Origin of the sequence: Chryseobacterium sp. CFS2 (genome assembly GCF_036543225.1) — a bacterium.
GTDB classification, from domain to species: Bacteria; Bacteroidota; Bacteroidia; order Flavobacteriales; family Weeksellaceae; genus Chryseobacterium; species Chryseobacterium culicis_A.
The window spans coordinates 398267-423084 of record NZ_JAZHQU010000005.1 but is presented as its reverse complement, the minus strand read 5'-3'; the positions used below and the strand labels follow the sequence as shown (position 1 = coordinate 423084).

Sequence of the window (24818 nt, the reverse complement as noted above, 5' to 3'; positions counted from 1 at the left end):
ATTGTAGTGAGAATGGGTATTGGTTGGGATGCGTGGTTATTTTTTCCCACAGATGGCACGGATTTGCACAGAGGATGATGGATATAATATAGGTATACAAAAAAAGTGTGTAATGAAAACGGGATCAAGCAACGCTAATATTGAATATGATTGTAGTGAGAATGGGTATTGGTTGGGATGCGTGGTTATTTTTTCCCACAGATGGCACAGACTTGCACAGAGAACACTGGATATAATATATAATATATAATATAGGTATACAAAAAAAGTGTGTTATGAAAACTAGATAAAGCTTGTTCTTATGGAATATAAATACTGATGAGGATAATATAAAATGAGGATCGTAATAATACGAAGCCTGAAAAAACAAAACTCAAATATCAAAAAACAGAATGCGAAACTCTAAACATGTAACTCAAAACCCAAACCCCGAATTCATCATTCATCATTCATCATTCATCATTCATCATTCATCATTCATCATTCATCATTCATCATTTATAATTTATAATTTATAATTTATAATTCACTCCCCTCTTCTCCCCTAGCCCTGATAGAAATGGTTACCCCGCAGCTTGGGTTGGAGAGTGGATGGGTCTGAGCGTGGGAGCGTGCTGGCGTGAGGAGTATGAATGGATAGCAGGAAATAGCTCCTGAAAAAATAAATGCCCATTTTCTATAGACAGTCATAAATAATAAAGGTGGTACATTATATAAGATATAAGAGGAAACGGTATTAGTAAAAACTGTTTGTGCCTCATGATTCACCTTTTCAACTGTAACAATAGATGTAATAATGATAAAAAAGAGTCAACACTTTTTTTTGATTCCTTACATTTGTAGTGCATTCCGGTTTCTAAGGAATGAAATGAGTTTTATATATGACAGACAGACAACATAAGGAAACGGTACATACGGATAAAAACCAATACGAATATATTACGGTAACACATGACGAAAATAACGTCAGAATCTATACTTTGAAAAATGGATTAAAGGTTTTTCTTGCTCAAAATTTTGATGCTCCAAGGATACAGACCTTCATTCCCGTAAGGACAGGAAGTAATAATGATCCGGCTGATAATACAGGACTGGCTCATTATCTGGAGCATATGATGTTTAAAGGAACTTCTCGTATTGGAACTCAGAACTGGGAAAAGGAAAAGGAACTCCTCGACCAGATCTCAGCATTGTATGAAGAGCATAAAGCAGAACAGGATTCTGAAAAGAAAAAGGAAATCTATAAAAAGATTGATGAAGTTTCTCAGGAAGCCAGTCAATACGCCATTGCCAATGAATATGACAAAGCGATTTCTTCTCTGGGAGCAAGTGGAACCAATGCCCACACCTGGTTTGATGAAACAGTATACAAAAATAATATTCCGAACAACGAGCTTGAAAAATGGCTGAAAATAGAAAAGGAAAGGTTTTCTGAAATTGTACTTCGTCTTTTCCATACCGAGCTGGAATCTGTATATGAGGAGTTCAACAGGGCGCAGGACAATGACACAAGGCTTGTGAGTTCTGAACTGATGGATGCTCTTTTTCCTACTCATCCTAATGGGCAGCAAACGACACTGGGAAAGCCAGAGCATTTGAAAAATCCTTCAATGAAGGCTATTCACAAATATTTCGATGAATATTATGTTCCTAATAATTATGCCATGGTATTGGTTGGGGATCTTGATTTTGATAAGACCATTCAGTTAATTGATCACTATTTCGGTACATTACCTTATAAGGAACTTCCTAAGAAGACACCAATTATTGAACAACCCATTACAAAAGTTGTAACAAGAACAGTGAAAAGCCCTACTACTCCACGCACTCAGCTGGCATGGAGAACAGAAAGCTATGGAACAAGAGAAGCTATGCTGGCGGATGTGATAGCGAATATACTCAGCAACAGAGGGGAAGCCGGATTACTGGATCTGCATATTAATCAGACTCAGAAAATGCTTTGGGCTCAGGCTTTTTCTGTGGGATTAAGACAGTATGGATATTTTTCCATCGTTGCTGTTCCTAAAGAAACACAAACCCTGGAGGAAGCAAAGAATATGGTACTGGACGAAATTGAACTGATCAAGAAAGGAGATTTCCCGGACTGGATGCTGCCCGCCATCATTAATGATTTCAAACTTCAGAGAATGAAAGGCCTTGAAACGGCTGAAGGTCTTGCCACCACACTCTATGATTCTTATATAAAAGGAAGAACCTGGGAAGAAGAATTGAATGAAATGGATGAGTATGCTTCTTTCACTAAGGATGATATTGTGAATTTTGCCCATGATTTTTTCAAAGAAAACTATGTGGTTATCAATAAAGAAAAAGGGGTAAATGACAAATTGATCAGGGTTGACAACCCGGGAATCACTCCTGTTAAAATCAACCGTGATACACAATCTGAGTTTTTAAAAGATATTTTAGCAGATAAAACTGAGGATATTAAACCTGAGTTTATCGATTATCAGAAAGAAATCATCACGGATCAGCGTAACGGAAAGAAACTAAGCTTTGTAAAGAATAAGTATAACGATATTGCTCAGCTGCATTTTATTTTTCCTTTGGGAAGTGATAACGACAGAGATCTAGGAATTTCTACTCAGCTTCTGCAGTATTTGGGAACAGATACCCATTCACCGGAAGATTTGAAAAAGGAATTTTTCAAAATAGGAATCAGCAATGATTTTAAAACAACAAACAACCAGCTGATTATATCTCTAAGCGGACTGGAAGAAAATATAGAAAAAGGAATTGCTCTTTTACAGCATTGGATGCAGGATGTAAAACCTGATCAGGAAATCTACAATCAGTTTGTGGGTACCGTACTGGAAAACCGCCAGGCGATCAAGAAAGACAAAAACCGTATTATAACTGCTTTAAACAATTACACAAAACTGGGCAGCAACTCACGTTTTACAGATGTCATTTCCAGGGAAGAGCTTGAAAGCAGCAATCCTGAAGTATTCACAGACAGAATGAAAAAGCTTTTCAAATATCCTTATCAGGTATTTTTCTACGGTAAAAATTTTGAAAACTTCAAAGAATATATCGGTCAGTATATAGAAACTGAGAGCCTTCAGATACCGGAAGCCAAGCAATATCCGGAACCTGCAACGGGAGGAAATGTCAATTTCATCAACTATGATATGGTTCAGATGGAAATGAGCAAGATTGGTAAAGGAAACGAAGTGAACCCGCTTCATTTTGGAAAGATCAATGTTTTCAATGAATATTTTGGAAGAGGATTATCTTCAATTGTTTTCCAGGAGATGCGTGAAAGTAAAAGTCTTGCCTACTCAGCCTATGTTTCTTATGCAGCCAACTCTGAGCTGAAGCACCCTGACTATGTAACCACTTATATCGGAACACAACCTGACAAACTAATGATTGCAGTGGATACCCTGAACGAACTGATGAACGAACTTCCCGAAGTTCCTATTCAGTTTGAGAATGCCAAAAATGCTGCGCTGAAGCAGATTGCTTCGACAAGGGTTACCCGAAATAATATATTTTTTAATACCTTAAGACTGCAGAAGCTCAATATTCATCATGATTACAGAAAGAATATTTATGAACAGATCCAGAGCCTGGAGTTTGAAGGTATCAAACAGTTTTATCAGACAGAAGTCCAATCCATACATTTTAATACAGCCATTATCGGTAAAAAAGAGAATCTTGATATGGAAGCTGTCAATAAAATGGGAACATTTAAAGAAGTAAGCCTGAAAGATATTTTCGGACATTAAAAAAACAAACCGCCTGATAACACTATCAGGCGGTTTATTTTTTATAAATGATGAATGATAATTCATAACTCATCATTTACAATACTTTTACGTCATCATACAATCTCCGTCTCCATCCTGATAGTTTGGGTTAAAATTATCGGGGAGTAATTCCAGAAGATTTTTATGAAACAGATACTCTCTTGTGAAATCACGTTCGTAGATAGGGGAAAACACTTTTGAATGTTGTATTTCCTCGTTCAAAACGGTTTGATAAGAGGTAAAGCCTTTCACTTTGTGGGTAACAATAAAGTAATTCAGAAACCGGACAACCTCATCTGCATCACCATTCGGGAAAAAGTAAGGGATTTTAAGATATCCATCACGAAGCTGCAACAAGAGACAGGCTTTAATTTTCTGATCCTGATCAAAAATTTTAATCCAGAAATATTTAAATGTACCGGCAAAACTGGAAAAAAGGTATTTTTCATCTTTTTCACCCTTCAAAATCCAGGGATTATCTATAAAGGCATTAATTTCATCAGCATTCCGTTGGCCAGAAAATCCATTGATAAAATCAGCACTTTCTTTGTCGATCCTATCCTGAACTTCATATTTGAAGTTGGGTTTTGGCACAATAAGGTTCTTTATTGAAATAAGTCCGTTGGCCGTAGCATCAAGGATTTGAAAAAGAGGTTTCAATGACTGGGTTTCCGGCTTTTTCTCCGGAATCATTTTAGCAGCATCTGTTCTGAAGTAATAACGCTTTCCTTCTTTGGGGAAAACGTATTCAAAAACACCCATTATATTGTAAAGCGCTTCTGCTTCTTTGGTAAATTCTGTTATGGCAATTCTCCCTTCATATTCTTCAAAAACTTTTTTAAGCAATGCTTTTGCCGGTCTTTTTTTTCTGTACTCGGGCTTTGCATACAGCGTACTGAGCCACGCATATCGGATTTTTTTTCCATCAATGATAAAACAATCCGGAAAACAGCCCACATAACCGATCAGTTTTTCTTCATAAAAAGCAAGGATAAGAAGTGTATCCTCGTCTGATGCTTTTGGATTCTGAATATGAGACAGTGCACGATGCTTTGTAATGGGAAGAAAATCATATTGCTGAAAATCTCCGGTTGATATAAAATCTTCCAGTTCTTTTCTGTTGTATGTTTTCAGGGTTATCATTTTCTTATAATCATGTTTTTATTGATGAGCTTTTTCAGTCGGAAATAAGCAATTTCCTTTTTTAATATCTGCGCTCCGCTCTCTCCCATTTCCATGGGAATTCTTTGAAAGTTTTTCTTTACACTGTCCAGTTTTATCCCAGCACATCCAAAGCTGCAGTAGATTTCCTCATTTTTATAGAGCTCATCAAAAAAGTCTTTCCTTACTTCAAAATCGGTAAACGGAAATGCAAAACTTTCGTACAGGAAGCCATTTTCTTTTAAATAAGCAAAAGTCTTATCCGTTGTTTCCATCTGTTCTTTCAGAGATAAATCTCCATATTTCGGATGATCCCAGCTGTGCGAAGAAATTCCGAAGCCTTTACGCGTAAGTTCTTTTAATTCTGCTGTGGTTAAATAAGGCTTATATTCTTGGGAATAGGTTTTAAAATCTATTTCAAATTTTTCTGCAAGCCCATCCAGAATATCTTTTTCCTGATAATTGATTGTTAAAATTTTCTTTTGTAAAATGCTCCTGTCTGCGTTTTTCAACGATAAGATAAAATAAATTTCAGGATCTATGGTTTTTATTTTTTCAGCAGCATCCGCAAGCAGGCTCGCTTTGCACCTGAACATCATCTCTTTATTGTCTATGAAAGCAGGATTGATAAAATTACAGGCATAAATTCCCTTACGCTCCAACACAGGAACCGCTACATCATAAAATTCTCTGAAGCCATCATCAAAGGTGAGCAAAGCAATCTTTTTCGCAGGTTTAAAATTTCCAGCTTTATATTCCTTGAATTCCTGCCAGTCGACAAACTGAAAATTCTTTGCCATATGATCCAGATCTTCTTCAAACTGTCTGGTATTCTTATAGCGGATCACATGTTTTAAATGAGGAAGTTCTTTATCGGAAACACTGTGATAAAGTGGCAGACAGTAATCCAGCGGAAAAGATTTTCCGATATTTTCAGATTCGAAGGCTGCCAGTACATTGATGATCCTATCTTTCATCTTATTTAAAATAAAAAAGAATCTATTTAAAACTCAGTTTAAATAGATTCTTAAAGATATAACTTTTAAAAATTATTTTATAATCTTCATTTCATCAACAAGCCACTTTGAGTCAGCGAACTTTTCGATGATGAAAAGGATATATTTCGTGTCTACCATGATGTTTCTGCTGAAACGAGGATCATAGTTGATATCACTCATTGTTCCTTCCCACTGCCTGTCGAAATTCAATCCAACAAGGTTTCCGTTAGCATCAAGAGCAGGGCTTCCTGAGTTTCCTCCGGTTGTGTGGTTGGTAGCAGTAAACCCTACAGGAACATCACCTGTTTTATCTTTATAGATTCCGAAATCTTTTTTGTTGTAAAGATCAATCAGTTTCTTTGGAACATCAAATTCATAATCTCCAGGAACATATTTTTCCATTACTCCGGCAAGGTGAGTCTGGTATCCGTAAGAAACCGCATCTCTAGGAGTAGAACCTTTTACTTTACCATAAGTTACACGAAGCGTAGAGTTGGCATCCGGGAAGAACTTTCTGTCTTTATCCGTCTGCATCTGCTGTGCCATGAACTTCTTCTGTAAAGCATCAATTTTTGCCTGAAGTGAAGTATACTGTGGATCTGCAGTTTTCATATAGGTTTCTCTCATAGAAACATACAGCTGATAAATAGGATCTTTCTTTAACGTTTTGATCAGTTTATCCTGATTAGAAAATGCTTTCTCAATATCTGCAGTCAGTGTTCCTCCGTTTACCGCAGTTCTTCCTGTGATAATAGAGTTTTTAGACATATCTTCTACTACAGGAATATTGGCATTCTCATCTTTATATTTATTGAATGCTGCCGGTAAAAACTGTGGTGCTGTTTTATTAACGTATAAAGCCAATAGTTTTGCAGTTACTTTTGCATCAAGCTCAGCACTGTAATCCTTATAGAAAGAAGTTAATTTTGATTTTAACTTTGAAAGTTCCTTTTCATCCATTCTTCCGGCTTCTACAGAAGCTACGAAATCATAATAATCACCGGCAAGCTTTAAAGTCTCCGCATTTCTGATTACTTCTGTATAGTAAGCATTGTTTAATGCATAAGGAGCCTGATCATTGTAAAGTTTATTCAACTGATCCAAAGTAGTCTTTATCTCCGGGTTTTTAGCCACCAAAGAACCTTCGTACATTACTTTCTTTTCTACAGCATTGGATTTTTTCAATCCTTCTACTTCACCGATCCACTTTTTCCAGTAGTTCGCTACTGAAGCATATTTTGAAGCATATTTAATACGTGTTTCATTGTCTACACGCATTTTTTCGTCTAATGTTTTCAACGCAACATCACGTACCGCAATTCTTGCAGGATCAATATCCTTCATGATTTTCTCAACACCTACTGCAGGAAGATATTCTGTAGTTCTTCCCGGGAATCCGAATACAAAAGTAAAATCGTTCTCGTTTTTATCTTTTATAGAAACCGGCAAATAGTGTTTTGGAACGTAAGGTACATTGTCTTTTGAATATTCTGCAGGTCGGTTATTCTTATCTGCATAGATTCTAAACATAGAGAAATCTCCGGTGTGTCTAGGCCAAACCCAGTTGTCTGTATCACTTCCGAATTTCCCGATGCTTTGAGGCGGAGCTCCTACAAGACGGATATCTTTATAAGTTTCGATGGTGTACGCATAGTATTTGTTTCCGTAATACATAGGTTTTACCATGATCGACTGGTAAGATTCAATTTTCTGAGAGTTTTTGTACACCTCAATATTGTTGTTGATCTTTTTAGTCAGTTCAGGTTCTGTAAGATTATCTGTTCCTTCTAAAATATGATCAGTAACTTCTTTTATATCTACAATAAAATCCACTTTTACTCCCGGATTAGGAAGCTCTCCTTCTGTATTTTTTGCCCAGAATCCGTTCGAAAGAAGGTCATTCTGAACTGTAGAATGTGCCTGAATCTGACCGAAACCACAGTGATGGTTGGTTAAAAGCAGTCCTTTAGGCGAAATAATTTCTGCAGTACATCCGCCGTTAAACTGTACTACCGCATCCTTAATGCTTGGCTTCTGAGGATTGAAAATATCTTTTGCAGAAATTTTCATTCCTAAATCCTTCATTTCCTTTTCATTCAGCTCTGTAGGAATCCACATTCCTCCATATTGTTGCGCAAATGCCATTGCAGCCGGCAAAAGAAATACAGATAAAAGTATCTTTTTTGTCATAATCAAAATTTTGCCCCAATTTACGAAGAAAAATAAGAATAGGCTTTATAAAACGGGCGGAAAAGTTGTTAAGAGTAGGTTTTTGTAAAATGTATTAATGAAGGGAAAACAGAAATTCATTTAATATATAAAGTAAATCCGAACCATATACTAACAACTATCAACCAGCAACATTAAACTTTAAACATTAAACTCCCGCCTCCCTCTGGCTTAATTTTTGTTTATTGGAAGTAACTTTATTATTAAAAACATACTTAAATTACTTATTATGATGAAAAGCAAAATGCTTATGTTGGGAATGGTATCAACGCTGTTCTTAGCTTCATGTACTAAAAAAGAAACCACTGAAACAACGGCCAACACAGATTCTGCAACAGCAGTTCAGCCTGTAGCCGCAGACAGCATTACCAAAGCAACGCCTACAGCAGCGGGTGATACCTCTGAAAATGCATTGGACTGGGCCGGTACTTATGAAGCAACTGTTCCATGTGCTGACTGTCCGGGAATCAAGACTTCTTTAACATTGAACAATGATAAAACATTCAGCATTACTGAAGAATATCTTGACAGAAATTCAAAGAACCAGGATAAAGGTACTTTTGCATGGGATGCTACAGGAAGTATGATTACGTTAAAAGGAAAATCGGCCAATTATAAATATAAGGTTGGAGAGAATATACTGATCCAGCTAGATATGGAAGGAAAAGAGATTGACGGTCCCAACAAGGATCTTTACATTTTCAAGAAAAAATAAAAATAAAGGCTCAGGCCTTTATTTTTTTGCATATACCTCATCTAAAACTGATAGGCGGTAATCTTTGGATCATCTACCAACCGTTTGGTTAATCCTTCATGATGAGTGTTTTTTCCTGTAATCCTCCAGATCACTGTAAAACCTTCCTGTGAATACTGCTGTCTGATCATCTGAAATTTCAAATGATTTTCCTTAAAGATATTTTCGCAATATTTAATATCCCCTGAGCTGGAGACTGCTATTCTGTATTCTCTTACTTTATTATAATTATCAATAAAATTCTGCAAATAAGTCAAAGCACTTAAAATGATTAATACTAAAGCCGTTCCTAGCATGGCAATATAGACATATCCGGACCCTACAGCCATTCCTATAGAAGCTGTGGCCCAAATGGTTGTTGCGGTAGTAATTCCTTCAATTTTATTATCTCCTTTAAAAATCACGCCTGCTCCCAGAAAACCGATTCCCGTAATGATATTGGCTGCAAGACGATCGGGATTGGCAACCCCTATTTTTATAGAAAGTATCGTAAACAGGCAGGCACCGAAACATACCAGAATAAAAGTTCTGAGACCGGCAGATTTATTACGATATTCCCGTTCAGCACCAATGAACAGCCCTAAAATAACAGAAATAAGGATAAGCAGCAATTCATTTTTAATAGCATAATGATCCTGAAGAAAATCCATTTTTTTAAATTTAAACTGAGAATAAATTTACAATAAAATACCATTAAGGAACTATTTTTGCTGCGCAGATTTTGCGTTGTCACCTCAAAAAATTTATTTCACGAAAAAACTTTTGTAATATTACATTTTAATAGTAACCATTCTCAATTACCAAAGACAATCAACAAAGAGACTGTAATAGAAATACCCTATGAAAAACCTTATTTTCGCCTTGTTTACGATGCTATCCGGAATAACATTTTTCCAAGCTCAAAAAGTGTTTAATGAAAACTATTCTTTTAAAAGCGATGGGTCAACGGTGGCTTTTGTACCTATTATCAACAATTTTGAAGACAATGATGTCATTACAAAGAAAATTTTAAAGGATACTCTTCAATTAAAATTTAATGATGTTGCCGTTTTGCGCGCTAATATGGATACAAAAGTGATGGATATTTTAAAGAAAGTCGCTGAGAAAGATTATAAATCTAAAGAAGTAAAAATTTTTCCCAGGCTTACCACTATTATCAGTACTGAGGAAATGAATTATATTAAAGAAAAATTCGGCAGTGCAGATTTACTGCTGCTTCCGGTTGTATTCAATGTTAACCAATCTATGGGAATGACTTTTGGAAATTCATTATTTAGGCTCTATGATCTTAATAACGGGGATTTTATTCAGCAATTTTCAGAAAAAATCAATGTTAATATAGGAGATGCAGCAGGTTTCGCTATCATGACCGGGATGCTTATCAGTGGTGAAAAATCCCATCTGCTAAAAAATATCAAAAAATAATACTTATATAAAATTATGGATAAAGAAATTTCACACTTCTGGTTAGGATATTTTAAAAATGAAGAAGATTTTTATGCTTTTGTAGAAGAGGATGAAAATTATTATATAGAAGAAGAGAGTGACGATCAGTATGTTTCCAAATTCGCGGAATCACAGAATATCAAGTGGTTTGACGATGACTTTATAGAATATGGTTTTGAGGATGAAAGCCTTAGTCTTTATGACAAATTTGCAGAATATTCTTATGCTGATCAATGGCTTCCGATTCTGGAAAACAAACTGAATGAACTCAGTCTGGACACTCCTATAAATGCGATCATTTTTGCTACAAGATTTGTTATTCCCAATCCTGTTTCTGTAGAAAATGACGATTTTGCACTGCATTATGTTGGGGAATTAGAATATAGCATTTAGACTTCAATGAAAAGAGCCTCAATAAAGGATTACGGGAATCTCCTGAAGGTTTTTGTAATCCTTTTGGAATATGGTGTGATCAGAAAAGAAAAGGTTATTAACTGGGCTGATTCCATATTGGCGTCTGAGAATGAATCTGAATATGTATTCATTGAGCTCTCCACTTGTTCAAATACACACGATATCAAACAGATTTTAAATAATAATACTCTTGATTCAGATTCAGAAATCACATCCAGAGCTGTATTGGGAGTTTTATATCATCTGCTAGATGAACATAAAGTAGTTTTAAAAAATATCTTTGAAACCGTCACCCATATTTCTTATGAAGAACGGCTTACCGACGAAGAGCAGTTTCTTCTTTATCGGTTTGATGAATATACTGAACTTTTTGAAAGCGGAGTATTTGTGAAATCAAATCTTTTCAAAGCTAATTTTGAGGAATTACTGGGTGTATACAAAGATTTCAAACTTGATAATCCTCATCAATGGGTAACGATTAATGAGAAAATAAAACAGGATCTGCAAATAAAACTTGAAACTTTCAAGGGCAATTATCTCTATTAAAAAACAAAAACTTCCGCCCAAAAGACGGAAGTTTTTTTATTTAAGGTTTGATTTACAGTATTGATTAATGAGCTTCCAGCCAGTTGTCTCCTACTCCAATTTCTACCAATAGCGGAACCTGTGTTTTTAAGGCATTTTCCATTTCAGTTTTGATCAGTTTTGACGCTGATTCAATCTCATCCACCGGAGATTCGAATATCAATTCGTCATGTACCTGAAGCAGCATTTTTGTTTTTAGCTGTTGTTCTTCAAGTTCCCTGTCTATTTTAATCATGGCAAGCTTTACAACATCTGCGGCACTTCCCTGAACCGGAGCATTTACAGCATTCCTTTCAGCATGACCTCTTACCACAAAGTTGTTGGAATTGATATCTTTTAAGTGACGTTTTCTTCCTAAAATAGTTTCTACATAGCCTAACTGACGAGCTTTGTTCACCTGTTCTGCCATGTATTCCTTCAGCTTTGGATAGGTTTCGAAATAGGCTTCAATCATCTGCTTGGCTTCTGTACGCGATAATCCGGTTTGTTCTGCCAGCGCAAAAGCTCCCTGTCCGTAAATAATCCCAAAGTTTACGGTTTTAGCCTGACTTCTCTGGGTTTTGGAGACTTCTTCCAATGAAATTTTAAAGAGTTTCGCAGCCGTGGAAGCGTGAATATCTTCTCCATTCTGAAAGGCTTTGATCATATTGTCCTCTCCTGAAATTTCAGCAATCAAACGAAGTTCGATCTGAGAGTAATCGGCAGAAATAATTTTCTTTCCTTCTCCTGAAACAAAGGCTCCACGAATCTGCTGTCCTCTCACCGTTCGGATCGGAATATTTTGCAGGTTCGGGTTTACACTCGCCAAACGGCCTGTAGCAGCAGTAGTTTGTGAGAAATTGGTATGTACTCTGTTATCTTTTTTCTCAATCTGTGAAGGCAAAGCGTCTACATAGGTTGATTTCAGTTTCTGATACGTTCTGTATTCCAGAATATATTTGATGATCTCATGTTTTGAAGATAACTTTTGAAGAACATCTTCTGAGGTTGCATATTGTCCGGTTTTTGTTTTCTTAGCTTTTGGATCCAGCTGTAACTTTTCAAACAGAATCTCTCCCAGCTGTTTAGGCGAATTCATATTGAATTCTTCTTCTGAAAGTTCAAAAATCTTCCCTTCCAGTTGTTTCAGATCATTTTCAAGGTCAACACTTTCCTGTGCCAGCCATTTTTCATCCAGAGAAATTCCTGCCAGTTCCATTTTTGCCAGCACTTCCATCAGAGGCATTTCAATATTATAGAAAAGCTCTTCCAGGTTTTCTTTTTTCAGTTGTGGTGCAAAAAGCTCATACAACTGGAATGTTACGTCAGCATCTTCTGCGGCATAATCCGTCTGCGTTCTTACATCTGCATCTCTGAAGCTGCCTTGTTTTTTACCTTTTTTCCCAATGATTGTTTCAATAGATACCGGTTTGTAGTTCAGGTATACTTCTGAAAGGTAATCCATGCCATGTCTTCCGTCCGGATTCAGCAGATAATGGGCAATCATGGTATCAAACATAGCCCCTTTAACGGTGATATCGTATTGTTGTAAAACTTTATAATCGTATTTAAGATTATGAGCAATTTTCAACAGGTCTTCTTTTTCAAAAAATGGTCTGAAAATCTCCAAAGTCTGTAAAACCTCTTCTCTGTTTTCAGAAAGAGGAATGTAATAGGCAAGTCCTTTTTTATAGGAGAAACTCATTCCTACCAATTCAGCTTCCAGTTCGTTTAATGAAGTTGTTTCCGTATCAAAGCAAACAACTTTCTGCAGCAGCAGATTATCTACAAGTTTTTTCTGAGCTTTGGGATTATCTATAAACTGATAAAGATGATCGTTCTGTTCAATGGTAGATTTTGTGGAAGTAGCCTGTTCCAGTTCTTCGAAATTGGCAAAAAGATCAAGTTGCATAACCTGTCCTTTCAATTCTGTTCCTGCCGGAGTCTGCTTCACTTCCACTTCACTCACCACTACGGTTTCTGTAGCAGCAGGAGCAAAGGCTCTGTAAAGGTTCTCATATAGTCTTCTGAATTCTATTTCATCAAAGACTTCTTTTACTTTTTCAAAATCCGGAGTTTCCAGGTCATATTGTTCCTGATGGAATTCTACGGGAGCATCACAGATAATGGTAGCCAGTTTTTTAGATAAAATACCACGTTCTGCGGAAGCTTCTACCTTTTCTTTCAGTTTTCCTTTCAGTTTATCTGTGTTCGCCAGCAAAGTTTCGATATTTCCGAATTCTTTCAGGAATTTCATCGCCGTTTTCTCTCCTACTCCTTCCAGTCCCGGAATATTATCCGAAGAGTCACCCATCATAGCCAGGAAATCAATAACCTGCTTAGGATCTTCAATTTCATATTTAGCTTTTATCTCTTCAACACCAAGTATTTGGATTTCACCACCTTTATAACCAGGCTTATAAATTTTAATATTATCTGTAACCAGTTGTCCAAAATCTTTATCTGGAGTTACCATAAATACAGTATATCCTTCTTTTTCAGCCTTGCATGCAATAGTTCCGATGACATCATCAGCTTCATATCCTTCAACTCCCAAACGTGGAACATGCATCGCTTCTAAAATTCGATGAATATATGGAACACCAATCTTGATAGCTTCAGGAGTTTCACTTCTGTTGGCCTTATAGTCTGCGTAATCGTTTGTTCGAACACTTGCCTGTCCTACATCAAAAACAACAGCTAAATGCGTTGGCTTTTCTTTTCTGATCAATTCAATCAATGAATTCATAAAACCAAAAATAGCAGTGGTTTCAATTCCTGAATTTGTAAATCGCTGGCTTTTATACATTGCGTGATAACCACGAAAGATCATCGCATAGGCATCGATGAGAAACAGCCTTTTATCTTGTGTTGCGTCCATATTTTGAATAATGAACAAATATAAGAAAATAGGAGTAAAAACTGGAAGTCTGCGGAAGGGTTTCGGAGGTGAATTTCATGAGCTGGGATATGGGATGTAGAGTATGATGAATAGTCAATTCGCTTCGCTTGTGAATTTTTTCTAAACTATTTGTTTATAAATGTTTTCAGTGACTGATAAAAACAAAAAACAGCATACCGATGGTATACTGTTCCTTTTTTTATTTAAGTTGATTGGATTATTTACCTGAAGAAGGCCATAGTCCTGCGTACTGAGAAGTACCGTAGTCGATAGTCTCAGCACTGATTACGAAACTGATCAGCATACTGTTGCTGTCTATTGCATCGAAATCTACTTCGTGCTGGATTACATATCCATTTTCCCATTTCAAAGTAATTAATGTTCCTTCTTCGTGAGATTTGTTGAAAGTGATTTCTCCTACTGTTGGCTTGTATTTACCGTTTAACAAGCTTTCAAGGATGTCTGATTTTTCAGTAGCTTCTACTGTAACCTTGATCAATGCGTTAGAAGGATCTGATGCTACACGTCCTGATACGTCTGTAGATCTTGATACACTGTAGTTCATTTTTAACAGTTTCTGTCCTTCACCGTTGTTGAATTTTAAGATTCCTCTTGAATTTCTTTCTGCCATGATTGTAAATTTTAATCGTTAGTAATAAATTGTAATTCAATAATTATATAACAAAGATAAAGCCCTTGGTTTTGAAAAAAAAGCAATTGAAGGGAAATCTGAAAAAGTGTAGTAATTATACGATTTGGTGTCGTAGTTCTACGATTTCATGTCGTAATTCTACGACATTAGATTTAAATAAAAATACAACCCTCTATAAATAAATATTTTAAAAGCCGTTAAAAAGCATCAATCATTTATATATTATTACACCATTAAGAGAAATACAATGGTCTGATTTTACTTATTTATATAAAAAAAGACCTTTTGAAGGTCTGGTTATTTTTGTTATTTTCCGGTTGTTCTGAATGTGGTTACTTTATCTTTTCTCAATTTTAGAAAGAGATTAAACTATTGATGAATCCCTTATACACTTGTCATTTTCTTTTTGGAAAATGGTTTCTGAAATTCTTTTAAACAAAAAAACAGAACAGTATACTCGGAAGAGTGTACTGTTCTGTACCAATTTTATTTTTACTAAGATGATGAATAGGCTTATTTACCTGCTGAAGGCCATAGCCCCGCGTACTGAGAAGTACCGTAGTCAATCGTTTCAGCACTGATGACGAAGCTTACCAGCATACTGTTGCTGTCTATTGCATCGAAATCTACTTCGTGCTGGATCACATATCCATTCTCCCATTTCAAATTAATTAATGTTCCTTCTTCATGAGATTTGTTGAAAGTGATTTCTCCTACTGTTGGCTTGTATTTACCATTTAACAAGCTTTCAAGGATGTCTGATTTTTCAGTAGCTTCTACTGTAACTTTGATCAGTGCGTTAGAAGGGTCTGATGCTACACGTCCTGAAACGTCTGTAGATCTTGAAACGCTGTAATTCATTTTTAACAGCTTCTGTCCTTCTCCGTTGTTGAATTTTAAGATTCCTCTTGAATTTCTTTCGGCCATGATTGTAAATTTTGATCGTTAATATTTTGTGATTCGGTGATTGTGTTAGCAAATATAGACGCTCTTTTCTGCTAAAAAAAGCTTTTGAAGGGAAATCTGAAAATTTGTAGTAATTCTACGATTTCTTGTAGTAATTCTACGACAAAGGATTTAACAAACTCACCCGAAATACCATCAGCAAAGGGTTTTAACTGATTGAAAATTAACAACAAAAACAATAATTTTACACCTCAGTGAGAAATATTAAGATTTCTTTAATATAAAGTTAGGATAGCTTTAACAGATTTCTATCATAAAAAAAGCAACCAGTGACACTGATTGCTTTTTATTTTATCTGACATTATTTTACTGTTGGGTCTTTCCTCCTTCTTTTATGGAACGAACCAGTATTTTATTTTTTCTCAGCAGAAAATCGGGCATAAGATCGATGGGAAGATAGAAAGCACTTTCTCCTTTTCTCTGGAGTTCTTCTACAATTCCCGGATTCCAGGCAAGAATTTTCTCTACGTCTACATTTAATTCAGCAGCCACAATGTTCAGATTGAATCCGGCATTGATCTCTGTTTCTGAAAGCGCTGCAGCAGTCTCTTTTCGGTCTCCCTCAAAGAAAATCTTATTGATTCTCGACGAATTATAGTTATTCAATACACTTTGAAGTTCTCCCGTAGCATAGCATGCATTCAGGTATTTCTTCACGTGATTAATGGTTTCTCCGGGAAGGTATTTATAAAACTCATGGTACTGCGAGGAACCTGCGGCTTCCATTGCTTTGGCAATATTTCCTTCACCACAGTTATAAGCAGCTACTACTGTCACCCAGTTGTTATACTTTTTATAAAGATTACTCAAAGAAATGGCCGCTGTTTTGGTACTTTTATAAAGATCAGTACGGCCTTGTTCTGTAAGCCCATACTGGTTGGCATGTGCCGTCATAAACTGCCAGACTCCTACAGCTCCGGCTCCTGAGGTAATATTTCTGTCAAAATGGGACTCAATCAGAGCCAGGTTTCTCAAATGCTTGGGAAGCCCTTTCTGAAGAAGTAACTGTTCAATAAATTCTACCAGATCTTTATTGGCATTAATGATACCTTTATACTTTTTCACACTGCTTTCCGAAGTATCGGAAGCGGCAAGAAACTGTCCGTTTACAAAAACAACAGTTCCCAATAATAGTAAACCTGTAAAGATATTTCTGACAATCGTTTTCATTTTAATTTTATTTATAAGCAAAAAAGGCAAAACGCGGTTCGCAGATCTGCCTTCTTACTTTATACTTAATCTACTTTCCAGCTTAATTTTTCTTCTTCATTATTCCAGTCTACATGAATGGTCTGTCCGGATTTTACTTCTTCTCTAACAATCATTTTGGAGATTGGCCTGGCAAGCTGTGCACGGATTACTCCTGAGATCTGTCTTGCTCCATATTTGCTGCTGAATCCTCCCAATGCAAGATTTCTTACGGCATCATCAGTAATTTTTAAAGCAATTCCTAATCTCGTTAATGAAGTATGAAGTGATTTCAACTGAATATTAAAGATTCTTTCTGCAATGGATTCTGTGATTGGTGCGAAAGGAATAATCTCTGTAATTCTTGCCAAAAACTCAGGTCTGAATCGTCCGGAGTTTGACATAATTTGCATCAGTGAAGATGATTCCGGAATTTTTCCTTCTTCAAACTGTTTTACAATTTCTTCACTTCCGATATTGGAAGTAAACAGAATCAGGGCATTACTGAAATCTCCTTCTTTCCCTAATTTGTCATGAACTTTTCCTTCGTCCATAATCTGCAGGAATACGTCAAAAACAGAATGGTGTGCTTTTTCAATTTCATCAAATAATACAACGGTATAAGGCTGTTGTCTGATTTTGTTCACCAGCATACCACCTTCCTCATATCCTACATATCCTGGAGGCGCTCCATATAATAACGCTGCGGAATGTTCTTCTTTAAATTCTGACATATCAAAGCGTACCATTGCCTTTTCATCATTGAAAAGCAGTTCCGCCATAGATTTTGCCAGCTCTGTTTTACCGGTTCCGGTAGGTCCAAGAAGGAAGAAAGACCCGATTGGCTGTCCTGGTTTATTCAATCCGCTTCGGTTTTCAACGATAGCATCAGAAAGGATTTTTAATGCATGATCCTGTCCTACCACTCTGTTCAGTAGAAGGGATTCCATATTCAGGAGTTTTTCTTTTTCCTGAGCCTGGATCTTCCCGATTGGGATATTGGTTTTAGCGGCCATTACTGCTGCCAGTTCCAGCCTGTCTACTTTTTCTCTTTTTTTGGCGGCATGCTGTAGAAGCTCAGCATACGTATCTTCAATGATTTTCTGAATCTGATCTACCGGCATAGAATTGTCAATCGCAGGCTGTTCACTTAAAGAACCCCATAGGATTGGGCTTATTTTGTCTCTTAGTAAGTTATAAGTCCAGATCAGTTCATCCGCTTTATCTTTACTGTCTGCATATTCTTCTGTTAAAATAGCATCATAGCTTTCTTTCCAGCTGTTAAGTTCTTTTTCTGAGAGTTCATCAAGCATTTTGATGGCTGCCATTGTTCTGTCTAACAAGTCAATAGCTGCATCCGGCAATTTTTTGCCTTTTGCATATCTTTTTGCCAGACGTACACATTCGGGAATAGCTGTTTTTTCGACTTCAATACCATGATGTTTTTTATAGCCATCAAGAAGTACGTCAATCATTTTTACGCAAGTCTTTTCATCCGGTTCGTGAACGGTTAACACTTCAAAACGACGGTTGAAAGCCTGTTCCGGCTCTATAATTTTTCTATATTCTTCCTGAGTAGTTGCTCCAATTACGGTAATTTCCCCTCTGGCAAGTTCAGGTTTCAGAAGATTGGCAACATTTCCGATGCTTCCTTTCGGATCTAAAAGGGTATGAATTTCGTCAATGAAAAGAATAGCTTTTTCTATTTTTTTACATTCATTGATAACTTTTTTCAGACGGTCTTCAATTTCACCTTTATAAGAAGTTCCTGCTAACAGGGCACCAGTATCCAGTTCTAAAAGGGTACCGTTTTTAAGCATTTCAGGAACATTTCCTTTGATAATTTCAGTAGCAAAGCCTTCTACCAAAGCAGTTTTCCCTACTCCAGGCTCTCCAATGATGATCACATTCGGTTTGCTTCTTCGGCAAAGTATTTCCACCAGCATTCTCAATTCTTTATCTCTGCCGATGATATTTTCAATTTCTCCTTTTCTGGCCTGTGCTGTTCTGTCTACACAGTAGCTTTTAATGGAAGGAAATGAAGAGTCTGAATAGTCTGATGTACCATTTGAAAATAATGATGAAAAATCTCCGTCTTCAGAAACGGCAAATGGTGTATCTTTTCTGTACAGATTGAAAATTTCATGTTCTCTCAGCGGAAGTGATTTCAGCTGCTGAAGTGAAAATACCACCTGTGGTTTTACAATTGCGGTAAGAATACAGATGGGAGTAATCTCATCCAATCCTAATTTTAAACGGATATCATCTGCTTCTTCTATAAGTGTATCTATAGCATCATCCTGACCTACTTCATCCGGCAGGTGATTAGTTTTAGGATATTCTTCAATACGGACATCTGCCCATTCGTAGAAATAGCCGGGATCTTTATCTATACTTTTCAGGAATTCATTAAGTCCGATATCTTTATGCATTAATGCCTGCAGAATATGCGGGCCTCCATAGGTTCCATTATAATTTTCCTTCGCTATCGACTGAGCAATATGAAATAGTTGCTTTACGGTTTCGTTGGTTACTAGTACTCCCATTTATAATTTTCTTATATTAATATATTTGCGTTCTGTTTTAGTGTTCTTCAGATTTGATGGTATTGATCTGTATTTCTCATCCCTTTTATCAGGAAGTCAAAAGTTGTTCTTTTTATGCAGCTAAAATTAAAAATTTTATTCTAAACGAGATAAAGATAGTTAATTCTTCAATTAGAGAAGTAATAACCGTATTTTTTTGTTTCCAGAGACGGTTCCAACAATAGAATTTTGTGACCAATTACTGTTGTAAACCTTCTTTTTGTTTTAAATATTCAAAAAATATAATAAAACCAGACTGAACCATTGAAGTCCTATGTAGATATAGAACAGCATGGCTGATGGCTCTGCCAATTCGTATAATTTTTCAATCAAGGTCTTTTTGATAATTTCGGAGAAGTCTGCATTGTCCTCACCGAGATTCAATTCATCAAACTTGATTTTATTTAGGGCATAGCCTAAGATCTTTTTCAAAATTCTGTTTTCAGAGCTGTTTCTGAATTCATTCAACAGTTTAACTTTTGCAATAGCAAAGTCTGCACTGGTTCGGATTACCATAGGCTGTTTGGCTTTAAATGTACTGATGACCTTATCTATAAACGGCGTTACAATTGTTTTGGAATGGTCCTGAAGCAATTTACTAATGACTACAGACATTGCATATTTTGTGGCAAAAACTATTGTAAAAAACGGGGCGATAATAATCAACAGGTAGAAAATACTTGCTGAAACAGGTTGAGCAGTAATAGTGGTTATCAAAAATCCTCCAGCACCAGTGTGCCCTAATGACGGCCCCAGCTTTTCTGATAAGATATAGATTCCCAGGACAAGCACAATAATTGTTGAAATGATTCCAATTGCATAAATTTTAAATATACTAAGGATGAATACTGCAGATAGTTTGGACAAATATTTCAGATGATCTGTGATTTTGTTCATTGATGTTTTAAGGTTATTTAGTTTATTTTCTTTATCTATATTCAATAGAATTATGGGTTATAAAATGGCACTGTCTTCTTTTGAAGCTCTTTTCCTGTTTTACCTTCCAGAATGTTTTTTCCATTGCAATTATGCATTGGGATATGATAATGAACATTTCAAATTGTAATTCTCGCTGTTAGTTCATAACTAAAAAATCAATTGTTTATAAATTGTGACTCTCTTCTTGAAATTACTTTACCGGAAATTCCATCCAAAATTATATTTTCAACACGATTAGACTTTTTTAACCATTCTATTTCCCAAATGGGCTTTTCATTTTCTATTCTTCTTGAAATTATAGTATGAAAACCTGTACTTTGTAATACCGGACCTTTTGTAACGGGAATAACTTCTTTTTCACAGAATTTTAAAACATCTTCAAATGTAAATTTATAAGGCTTATCATAATCAACCTCTTTAATCAACTTTCCATTTTCATCAAACTCATACCAGATTCCTTTCTGGAAAGGAGCTCCCCAAGGTACATTAAACATAATACCTTTATATTTTATATTTCCACTGGAATAATATGATTTAGACAGCATAAAATAAGAACCTTTATATGATTCAGTATAATATTTACCAGAGTTTGCGATACTCATTTCAATATAATTTCCATTGGGCAGAAACTCTCTTACAACATCAGTCTCTTTTTTTGTTGATTGACTAAATTTGTCTGTATCAAACTTTTCAAATTTGTTATCTATTGTAGGAATTATCATATTTCTTTTTTGAGATTTACATGAAAAAAGTATCAATAAGCTGAATAATAAAAATATTTTTTTCATAATTATTTGGTATTTGTATTAGCTATCATCCATTGCCATTTCCAAAGATTATAACGTGTTTCAGGAATGTGATGAGAATAATCCATAATATTTTCTGTTTTAGCATATTCATAAGTAAACTGTGCTTTTGCATCGGCTTCTGAATTTGTAAAACTGTGAGGTAATGCAAAACTATGAAGAAATTCGTGAGCTGCTGTTTGATTATTTTTCGTTGGAAATAGTACCACAAACCTGCCATTACTATATCCATTGAGCGCAACTACATGATGAGAAGCATCTACAAATCCCCCGCTTTCTCCGAGATAGATAGCAATGTAATGGCTATCATATTTTGTTTCAGAAATTTTATTATTTTTCAACTGTGTTTTCAGTTTATCATATATATAATTTTGAAGAGTAACAAACCCCGATGGAGCATTCCCTGATGGTTGATAATAAGCAGCAATTTTACCTCCAATGACATACTTACCACCTGCTTTAAAATGGGAATCTGTAGATACATCTATAGTTTCCGTTTCTACATCTGCTTCTATCAACGCCTGGCGTAAATAATTTTCAAACAATGCTTTCTGTCCAGCAGAATTACCTGTTTTTGAAGCAGCTCCAGGGGTCAGCTCAGGGGTCTTTAATTCAATAATTAAAAACTTAGTTTTTTTCCTTTTGGCAGCATGATTAGCCCAAACCTTTAATCTCCCGGCGACTTCGGAGGTTTCAATGCCTGCATTGTCTTTTTTTACTGCGATAACTTCTATAACCTGATCATTTGAAAATTCCTCCAAGCATTCTATGGTTACAAAATCTTTAAGATTGTGTTTCCCTTTTGTTTTGGGAGAAATTTCCATCGGAGAAATTTTGAAAAACTTATTTTCTTTAAATTTTAAAGCGTCCGGTTCTTCATCTACTTCAATATTGAGGCTTAAAACAGCTTTGGTATTTTTAAAATTAGATGCAGTAAGCTGGTTTGTTTTACTATCTTTGATCTGGGAAGGGTAAAGTGATAACCAGGAACAATAATAATTTTCTAGAGTACCATCTGCTTTTTTCTTCCACGGAATACTGTAAACCCCATATATTTGCTTAAGTTTAGAATATAAGACAGGCTCCTTTTTAAAGCTCCCATCATATTCATTGATATTTGTTTCCAATGTAGTATAAGTAGCATCCGTATATTGCTTTGCTATTATATCTTCATAATTAACATCACCAAAATTGGAGGTCTCCCCCAATCTCATCCAGTCAAAACCATAATCTTCTCCCTGCCAACCATTTTTACTGCGAAAGTGAACAATACATTTTGCTTTTATTTCAGAAGGAGGTGGATCGCTTGGTGTATTATGACTCACTCCTTTAGCATTACCCTTTTCAGAAATCCATTTCATGGCACGTGAAATAATACTCTCCTGAGAATACATGTTATGATTTTCATGTGAGATTTTGTTGTAGGTGCCTTTTACAATTCTCGTTCTGCTCATAATTAATAGGCTTTAGATCTCTCTCCGCTGTTGTTCTGTACTTCTTGCTGGGCGTGTTTATTGATGGAAGCATTGGAGGTAATGTTAATTTCCTTTTCTGAAATTTCATTTCTTTCCTTCTTAGTTTCGCTGTGTACGTCTCCTTCAATAATCTCTGTAAGTTTTCCTGTAATGAATGTACTTGCATTTCCTATGACCGAAGTAAGTTTCATAGCTCCCACAGTCTCGGTATTATTTAATCCAATACTGTCCGATTTATTCATTCCCACCGTCGTTGTCATATTCTCCCCCACATTAATATTCATATTCTTACAGTTCAGGGTCATGGTTTCCGGGGCTGTAATATTAATATTGCTGCCCGTTGTATCCAGATGAATCTCATTACCGCTTTTATCTGTAATAATGATGCTTTCATCTTCTGTGAAAACAATTCGGTGGCCGCTTCTCGTTTGGATAGATTTTATACGGTTGTCAGCACCGCCACCAAGGCCTATTCCTCCATGAAACATTCCTCCCATTACAAAAGGTCTGTCGGGATGACTATGGACGAAATTCACCATCACCTGATCTCCTACTTCAGGAATAGCTACATATCCTCTGTTTTGAGTGATCTGATCTGTTCCTCCTGCATCTGGGCTCATCACCCTAACAAAGTGAGTAGTATCATTCATCTGCCAGTCGAATCTTACCTGAACTCTTCCCTGTCCTTCCGGATCCGTGTTAGAAATTACTGTTGCAATTTGTGGCTGTGCAGCGGGTACAGTGAATTCAGGTTTGGGCAGAAATCCCGTGTCTGCAGCAATAGATTCAAAAGTTCCTGTATAATGACCGATGGTATCAATTTCATGAACAGCTTCCGTTACCATCACCTTGGTAAAATAGGAAGTTTCATTACTATCGGGTTTTCTCATATGAATATCCGCAACACAGCCCGGATGTAAGAAAGGAACCGTTGTAGAACCGGAAACTGAAAATACATTGACCGCTTCACTTCCTGAAGTGCTTCTTTGGGAATGTTCCACATCCAGATGGGTGGTGGCTTTAATAGGAGCAACCTGAAGTGCCGGAGTTTTAAATATTTTATCGTTATGGCTGTACGCTGTACGGGCGAGATCACCTAAATGATTTACCGGAGTTTCTCCGGAAGTCAGCTTTTCGTTTTTACTGCTGTTATAGCCATAATATTGAGGTTTTGTATGTACTGCTTTCAGTTCTACTCTGATGTTATCTGCATTGCTTCCGTAGAGCAGTTTTATAGGTTTATTCTGTGGCGGAAGTTTTCCGAAGTGCAATACTTCTCCATCGTAATAGAATTGTTCCCCATAAGCTTCTGCCATTCTTGCCAGATAATTGTAATGGGTTTCGTTATATTGGCTGCTGTAAATGATCTGAGAATAATCATTGGTATCAACTCTTATATCGAATCGTTCTTTATCTATTCCCTGTTTTATTACTTCTTTGGCTATGATTCCCATATTAACGGGCTGTCCGCCGCCAAAGCTTTGAATGTGTGGAGCACCATCCAGTAAAATGGTTGGACTGTATCCAGAGAGGACAATATTCCCAAGACTCATTTTCTCCTGGCTGAAACCTACTTTGGTAATGATTCCAATGAAATTTCTTTCCGGGCTCTTCTCTATATCTTTGTAAGACATAACAGCTGTAAGGCGTTTTCCAAGAAATTTATTGGCTTCTTCAAGAGTATGGCTCTGCCTGTCCCCCAATGCATCGTGAGCAAGGGTAAGACTGAATTCGTGATGATGATTTGCTTTTTGTTTAAGAGTGAAATGTTTATAGTACTTAATAATTTTACCCTCTATAACCAGTGACAACTTAACCAGGCGGTTGATGCCTGCATGATGATTCTCGGATATTCCGTCTGCATTCTGTGACGGACGGAAGGAAGATCCTTTTGGTTTCGATTCAGTTTTCATATGCTTTGTGTTTGTGTTTGTTTTAAAGATAATATTATTTTATATAACAAGCACTA

General features: G+C 36.2%; 18 protein-coding genes. 5 read left to right on the top strand and 13 right to left on the bottom strand.

From position 1 onward, the window contains the following. Window positions 1-881: 881 nt before the first annotated feature. A complete protein-coding gene (locus ODR02_RS14730; protein WP_209785735.1) occupies window positions 882-3749 on the top strand; it encodes a M16 family metallopeptidase in 2868 nt (955 codons plus the stop codon). 87 nt (window positions 3750-3836) lie between these two features. Here ODR02_RS14730 and ODR02_RS14725 read toward each other — a convergent pair whose 3' ends face one another. The 3 genes from ODR02_RS14725 to ODR02_RS14715 form a co-directional block, all read right to left on the bottom strand. Next, entirely contained in the window at window positions 3837-4913 is a 1077-nt protein-coding gene (locus ODR02_RS14725; protein WP_309513419.1) for a GNAT family N-acetyltransferase, read from the bottom strand. Continuing rightward, a complete protein-coding gene (locus ODR02_RS14720) occupies window positions 4910-5908 on the bottom strand; it encodes a polysaccharide deacetylase family protein (RefSeq protein WP_209785737.1) in 999 nt (332 codons plus the stop codon). Before ODR02_RS14720 ends, ODR02_RS14725 begins: the two co-directional genes overlap by 4 nt. Window positions 5909-5980: 72 nt before the next feature. After that, complete coding sequence (locus ODR02_RS14715; RefSeq protein ID WP_209785738.1) at window positions 5981-8119, bottom strand: S46 family peptidase; 2139 nt, start codon at window positions 8117-8119, stop codon at window positions 5981-5983. A 268-nt stretch (window positions 8120-8387) separates the two neighbouring features. On the opposite strand from ODR02_RS14715, the gene ODR02_RS14710 reads away from it, so the two are divergent. After that, window positions 8388-8873 (top strand): copper resistance protein NlpE, encoded by a 486-nt coding sequence (locus tag ODR02_RS14710; protein ID WP_245169765.1) that lies wholly within the window; start codon window positions 8388-8390, stop codon window positions 8871-8873. Window positions 8874-8914: 41 nt separating this feature from the next. On the opposite strand, the gene ODR02_RS14705 is transcribed toward ODR02_RS14710, so the two are convergent. Further along, window positions 8915-9562 (bottom strand): MgtC/SapB family protein, encoded by a 648-nt coding sequence (locus ODR02_RS14705; protein WP_209785739.1) that lies wholly within the window; start codon window positions 9560-9562, stop codon window positions 8915-8917. Window positions 9563-9752: 190 nt separating this feature from the next. On the opposite strand from ODR02_RS14705, the gene ODR02_RS14700 reads away from it, so the two are divergent. Genes ODR02_RS14700 through ODR02_RS14690 form a run of 3 tightly spaced genes read left to right on the top strand, consistent with a single transcriptional unit; the run spans window position 9753 to window position 11318 of the window. Continuing rightward, on the top strand, window positions 9753-10337 hold the full coding sequence (locus ODR02_RS14700; protein ID WP_209785740.1) for a hypothetical protein: 585 nt from the start codon (window positions 9753-9755) through the stop codon (window positions 10335-10337). Between the two features lie 15 nt (window positions 10338-10352). Continuing rightward, entirely contained in the window at window positions 10353-10751 is a 399-nt protein-coding gene (locus ODR02_RS14695) for an immunity 22 family protein (protein WP_309513418.1), read from the top strand. A 6-nt stretch (window positions 10752-10757) separates the two neighbouring features. After that, on the top strand, window positions 10758-11318 hold the full coding sequence (locus tag ODR02_RS14690; RefSeq protein ID WP_309513417.1) for a hypothetical protein: 561 nt from the start codon (window positions 10758-10760) through the stop codon (window positions 11316-11318). Window positions 11319-11382: 64 nt separating this feature from the next. On the opposite strand, the gene polA is transcribed toward ODR02_RS14690, so the two are convergent. The 9 genes from polA to ODR02_RS14645 all read right to left on the bottom strand — a co-directional run bounded on the left by polA (window position 11383) and on the right by ODR02_RS14645 (window position 24762). Beyond that, on the bottom strand, window positions 11383-14217 hold the full coding sequence (gene polA, locus ODR02_RS14685) for a DNA polymerase I (protein WP_309513416.1): 2835 nt from the start codon (window positions 14215-14217) through the stop codon (window positions 11383-11385). A gap of 238 nt (window positions 14218-14455) precedes the next feature. Then, a complete protein-coding gene (tssD, locus tag ODR02_RS14680; protein ID WP_123276316.1) occupies window positions 14456-14869 on the bottom strand; it encodes a type VI secretion system tube protein TssD in 414 nt (137 codons plus the stop codon). Between the two features lie 534 nt (window positions 14870-15403). Continuing rightward, the gene (gene tssD, locus ODR02_RS14675) at window positions 15404-15817 is read right to left on the bottom strand and encodes a type VI secretion system tube protein TssD (RefSeq protein WP_105684426.1); all 414 of its coding nucleotides are present in this window, start codon (window positions 15815-15817) and stop codon (window positions 15404-15406) included. Window positions 15818-16162: 345 nt separating this feature from the next. Then, the gene (locus tag ODR02_RS14670) at window positions 16163-17026 is read right to left on the bottom strand and encodes a lytic transglycosylase domain-containing protein (RefSeq protein WP_309513415.1); all 864 of its coding nucleotides are present in this window, start codon (window positions 17024-17026) and stop codon (window positions 16163-16165) included. A gap of 65 nt (window positions 17027-17091) precedes the next feature. Continuing rightward, the gene (locus ODR02_RS14665; RefSeq protein ID WP_309513414.1) at window positions 17092-19590 is read right to left on the bottom strand and encodes an ATP-dependent Clp protease ATP-binding subunit; all 2499 of its coding nucleotides are present in this window, start codon (window positions 19588-19590) and stop codon (window positions 17092-17094) included. A gap of 264 nt (window positions 19591-19854) precedes the next feature. Continuing rightward, complete coding sequence (locus tag ODR02_RS14660) at window positions 19855-20526, bottom strand: hypothetical protein (protein ID WP_309513413.1); 672 nt, start codon at window positions 20524-20526, stop codon at window positions 19855-19857. 197 nt (window positions 20527-20723) lie between these two features. Continuing rightward, the gene (locus tag ODR02_RS14655) at window positions 20724-21356 is read right to left on the bottom strand and encodes a PepSY domain-containing protein (protein ID WP_309513412.1); all 633 of its coding nucleotides are present in this window, start codon (window positions 21354-21356) and stop codon (window positions 20724-20726) included. 2 nt (window positions 21357-21358) lie between these two features. After that, window positions 21359-22828 (bottom strand): hypothetical protein, encoded by a 1470-nt coding sequence (locus ODR02_RS14650; protein ID WP_309513411.1) that lies wholly within the window; start codon window positions 22826-22828, stop codon window positions 21359-21361. Window positions 22829-22830: 2 nt separating this feature from the next. Continuing rightward, complete coding sequence (locus tag ODR02_RS14645) at window positions 22831-24762, bottom strand: type VI secretion system Vgr family protein (protein ID WP_309513410.1); 1932 nt, start codon at window positions 24760-24762, stop codon at window positions 22831-22833. Between the last annotated feature and the right edge of the window lie 56 nt (window positions 24763-24818).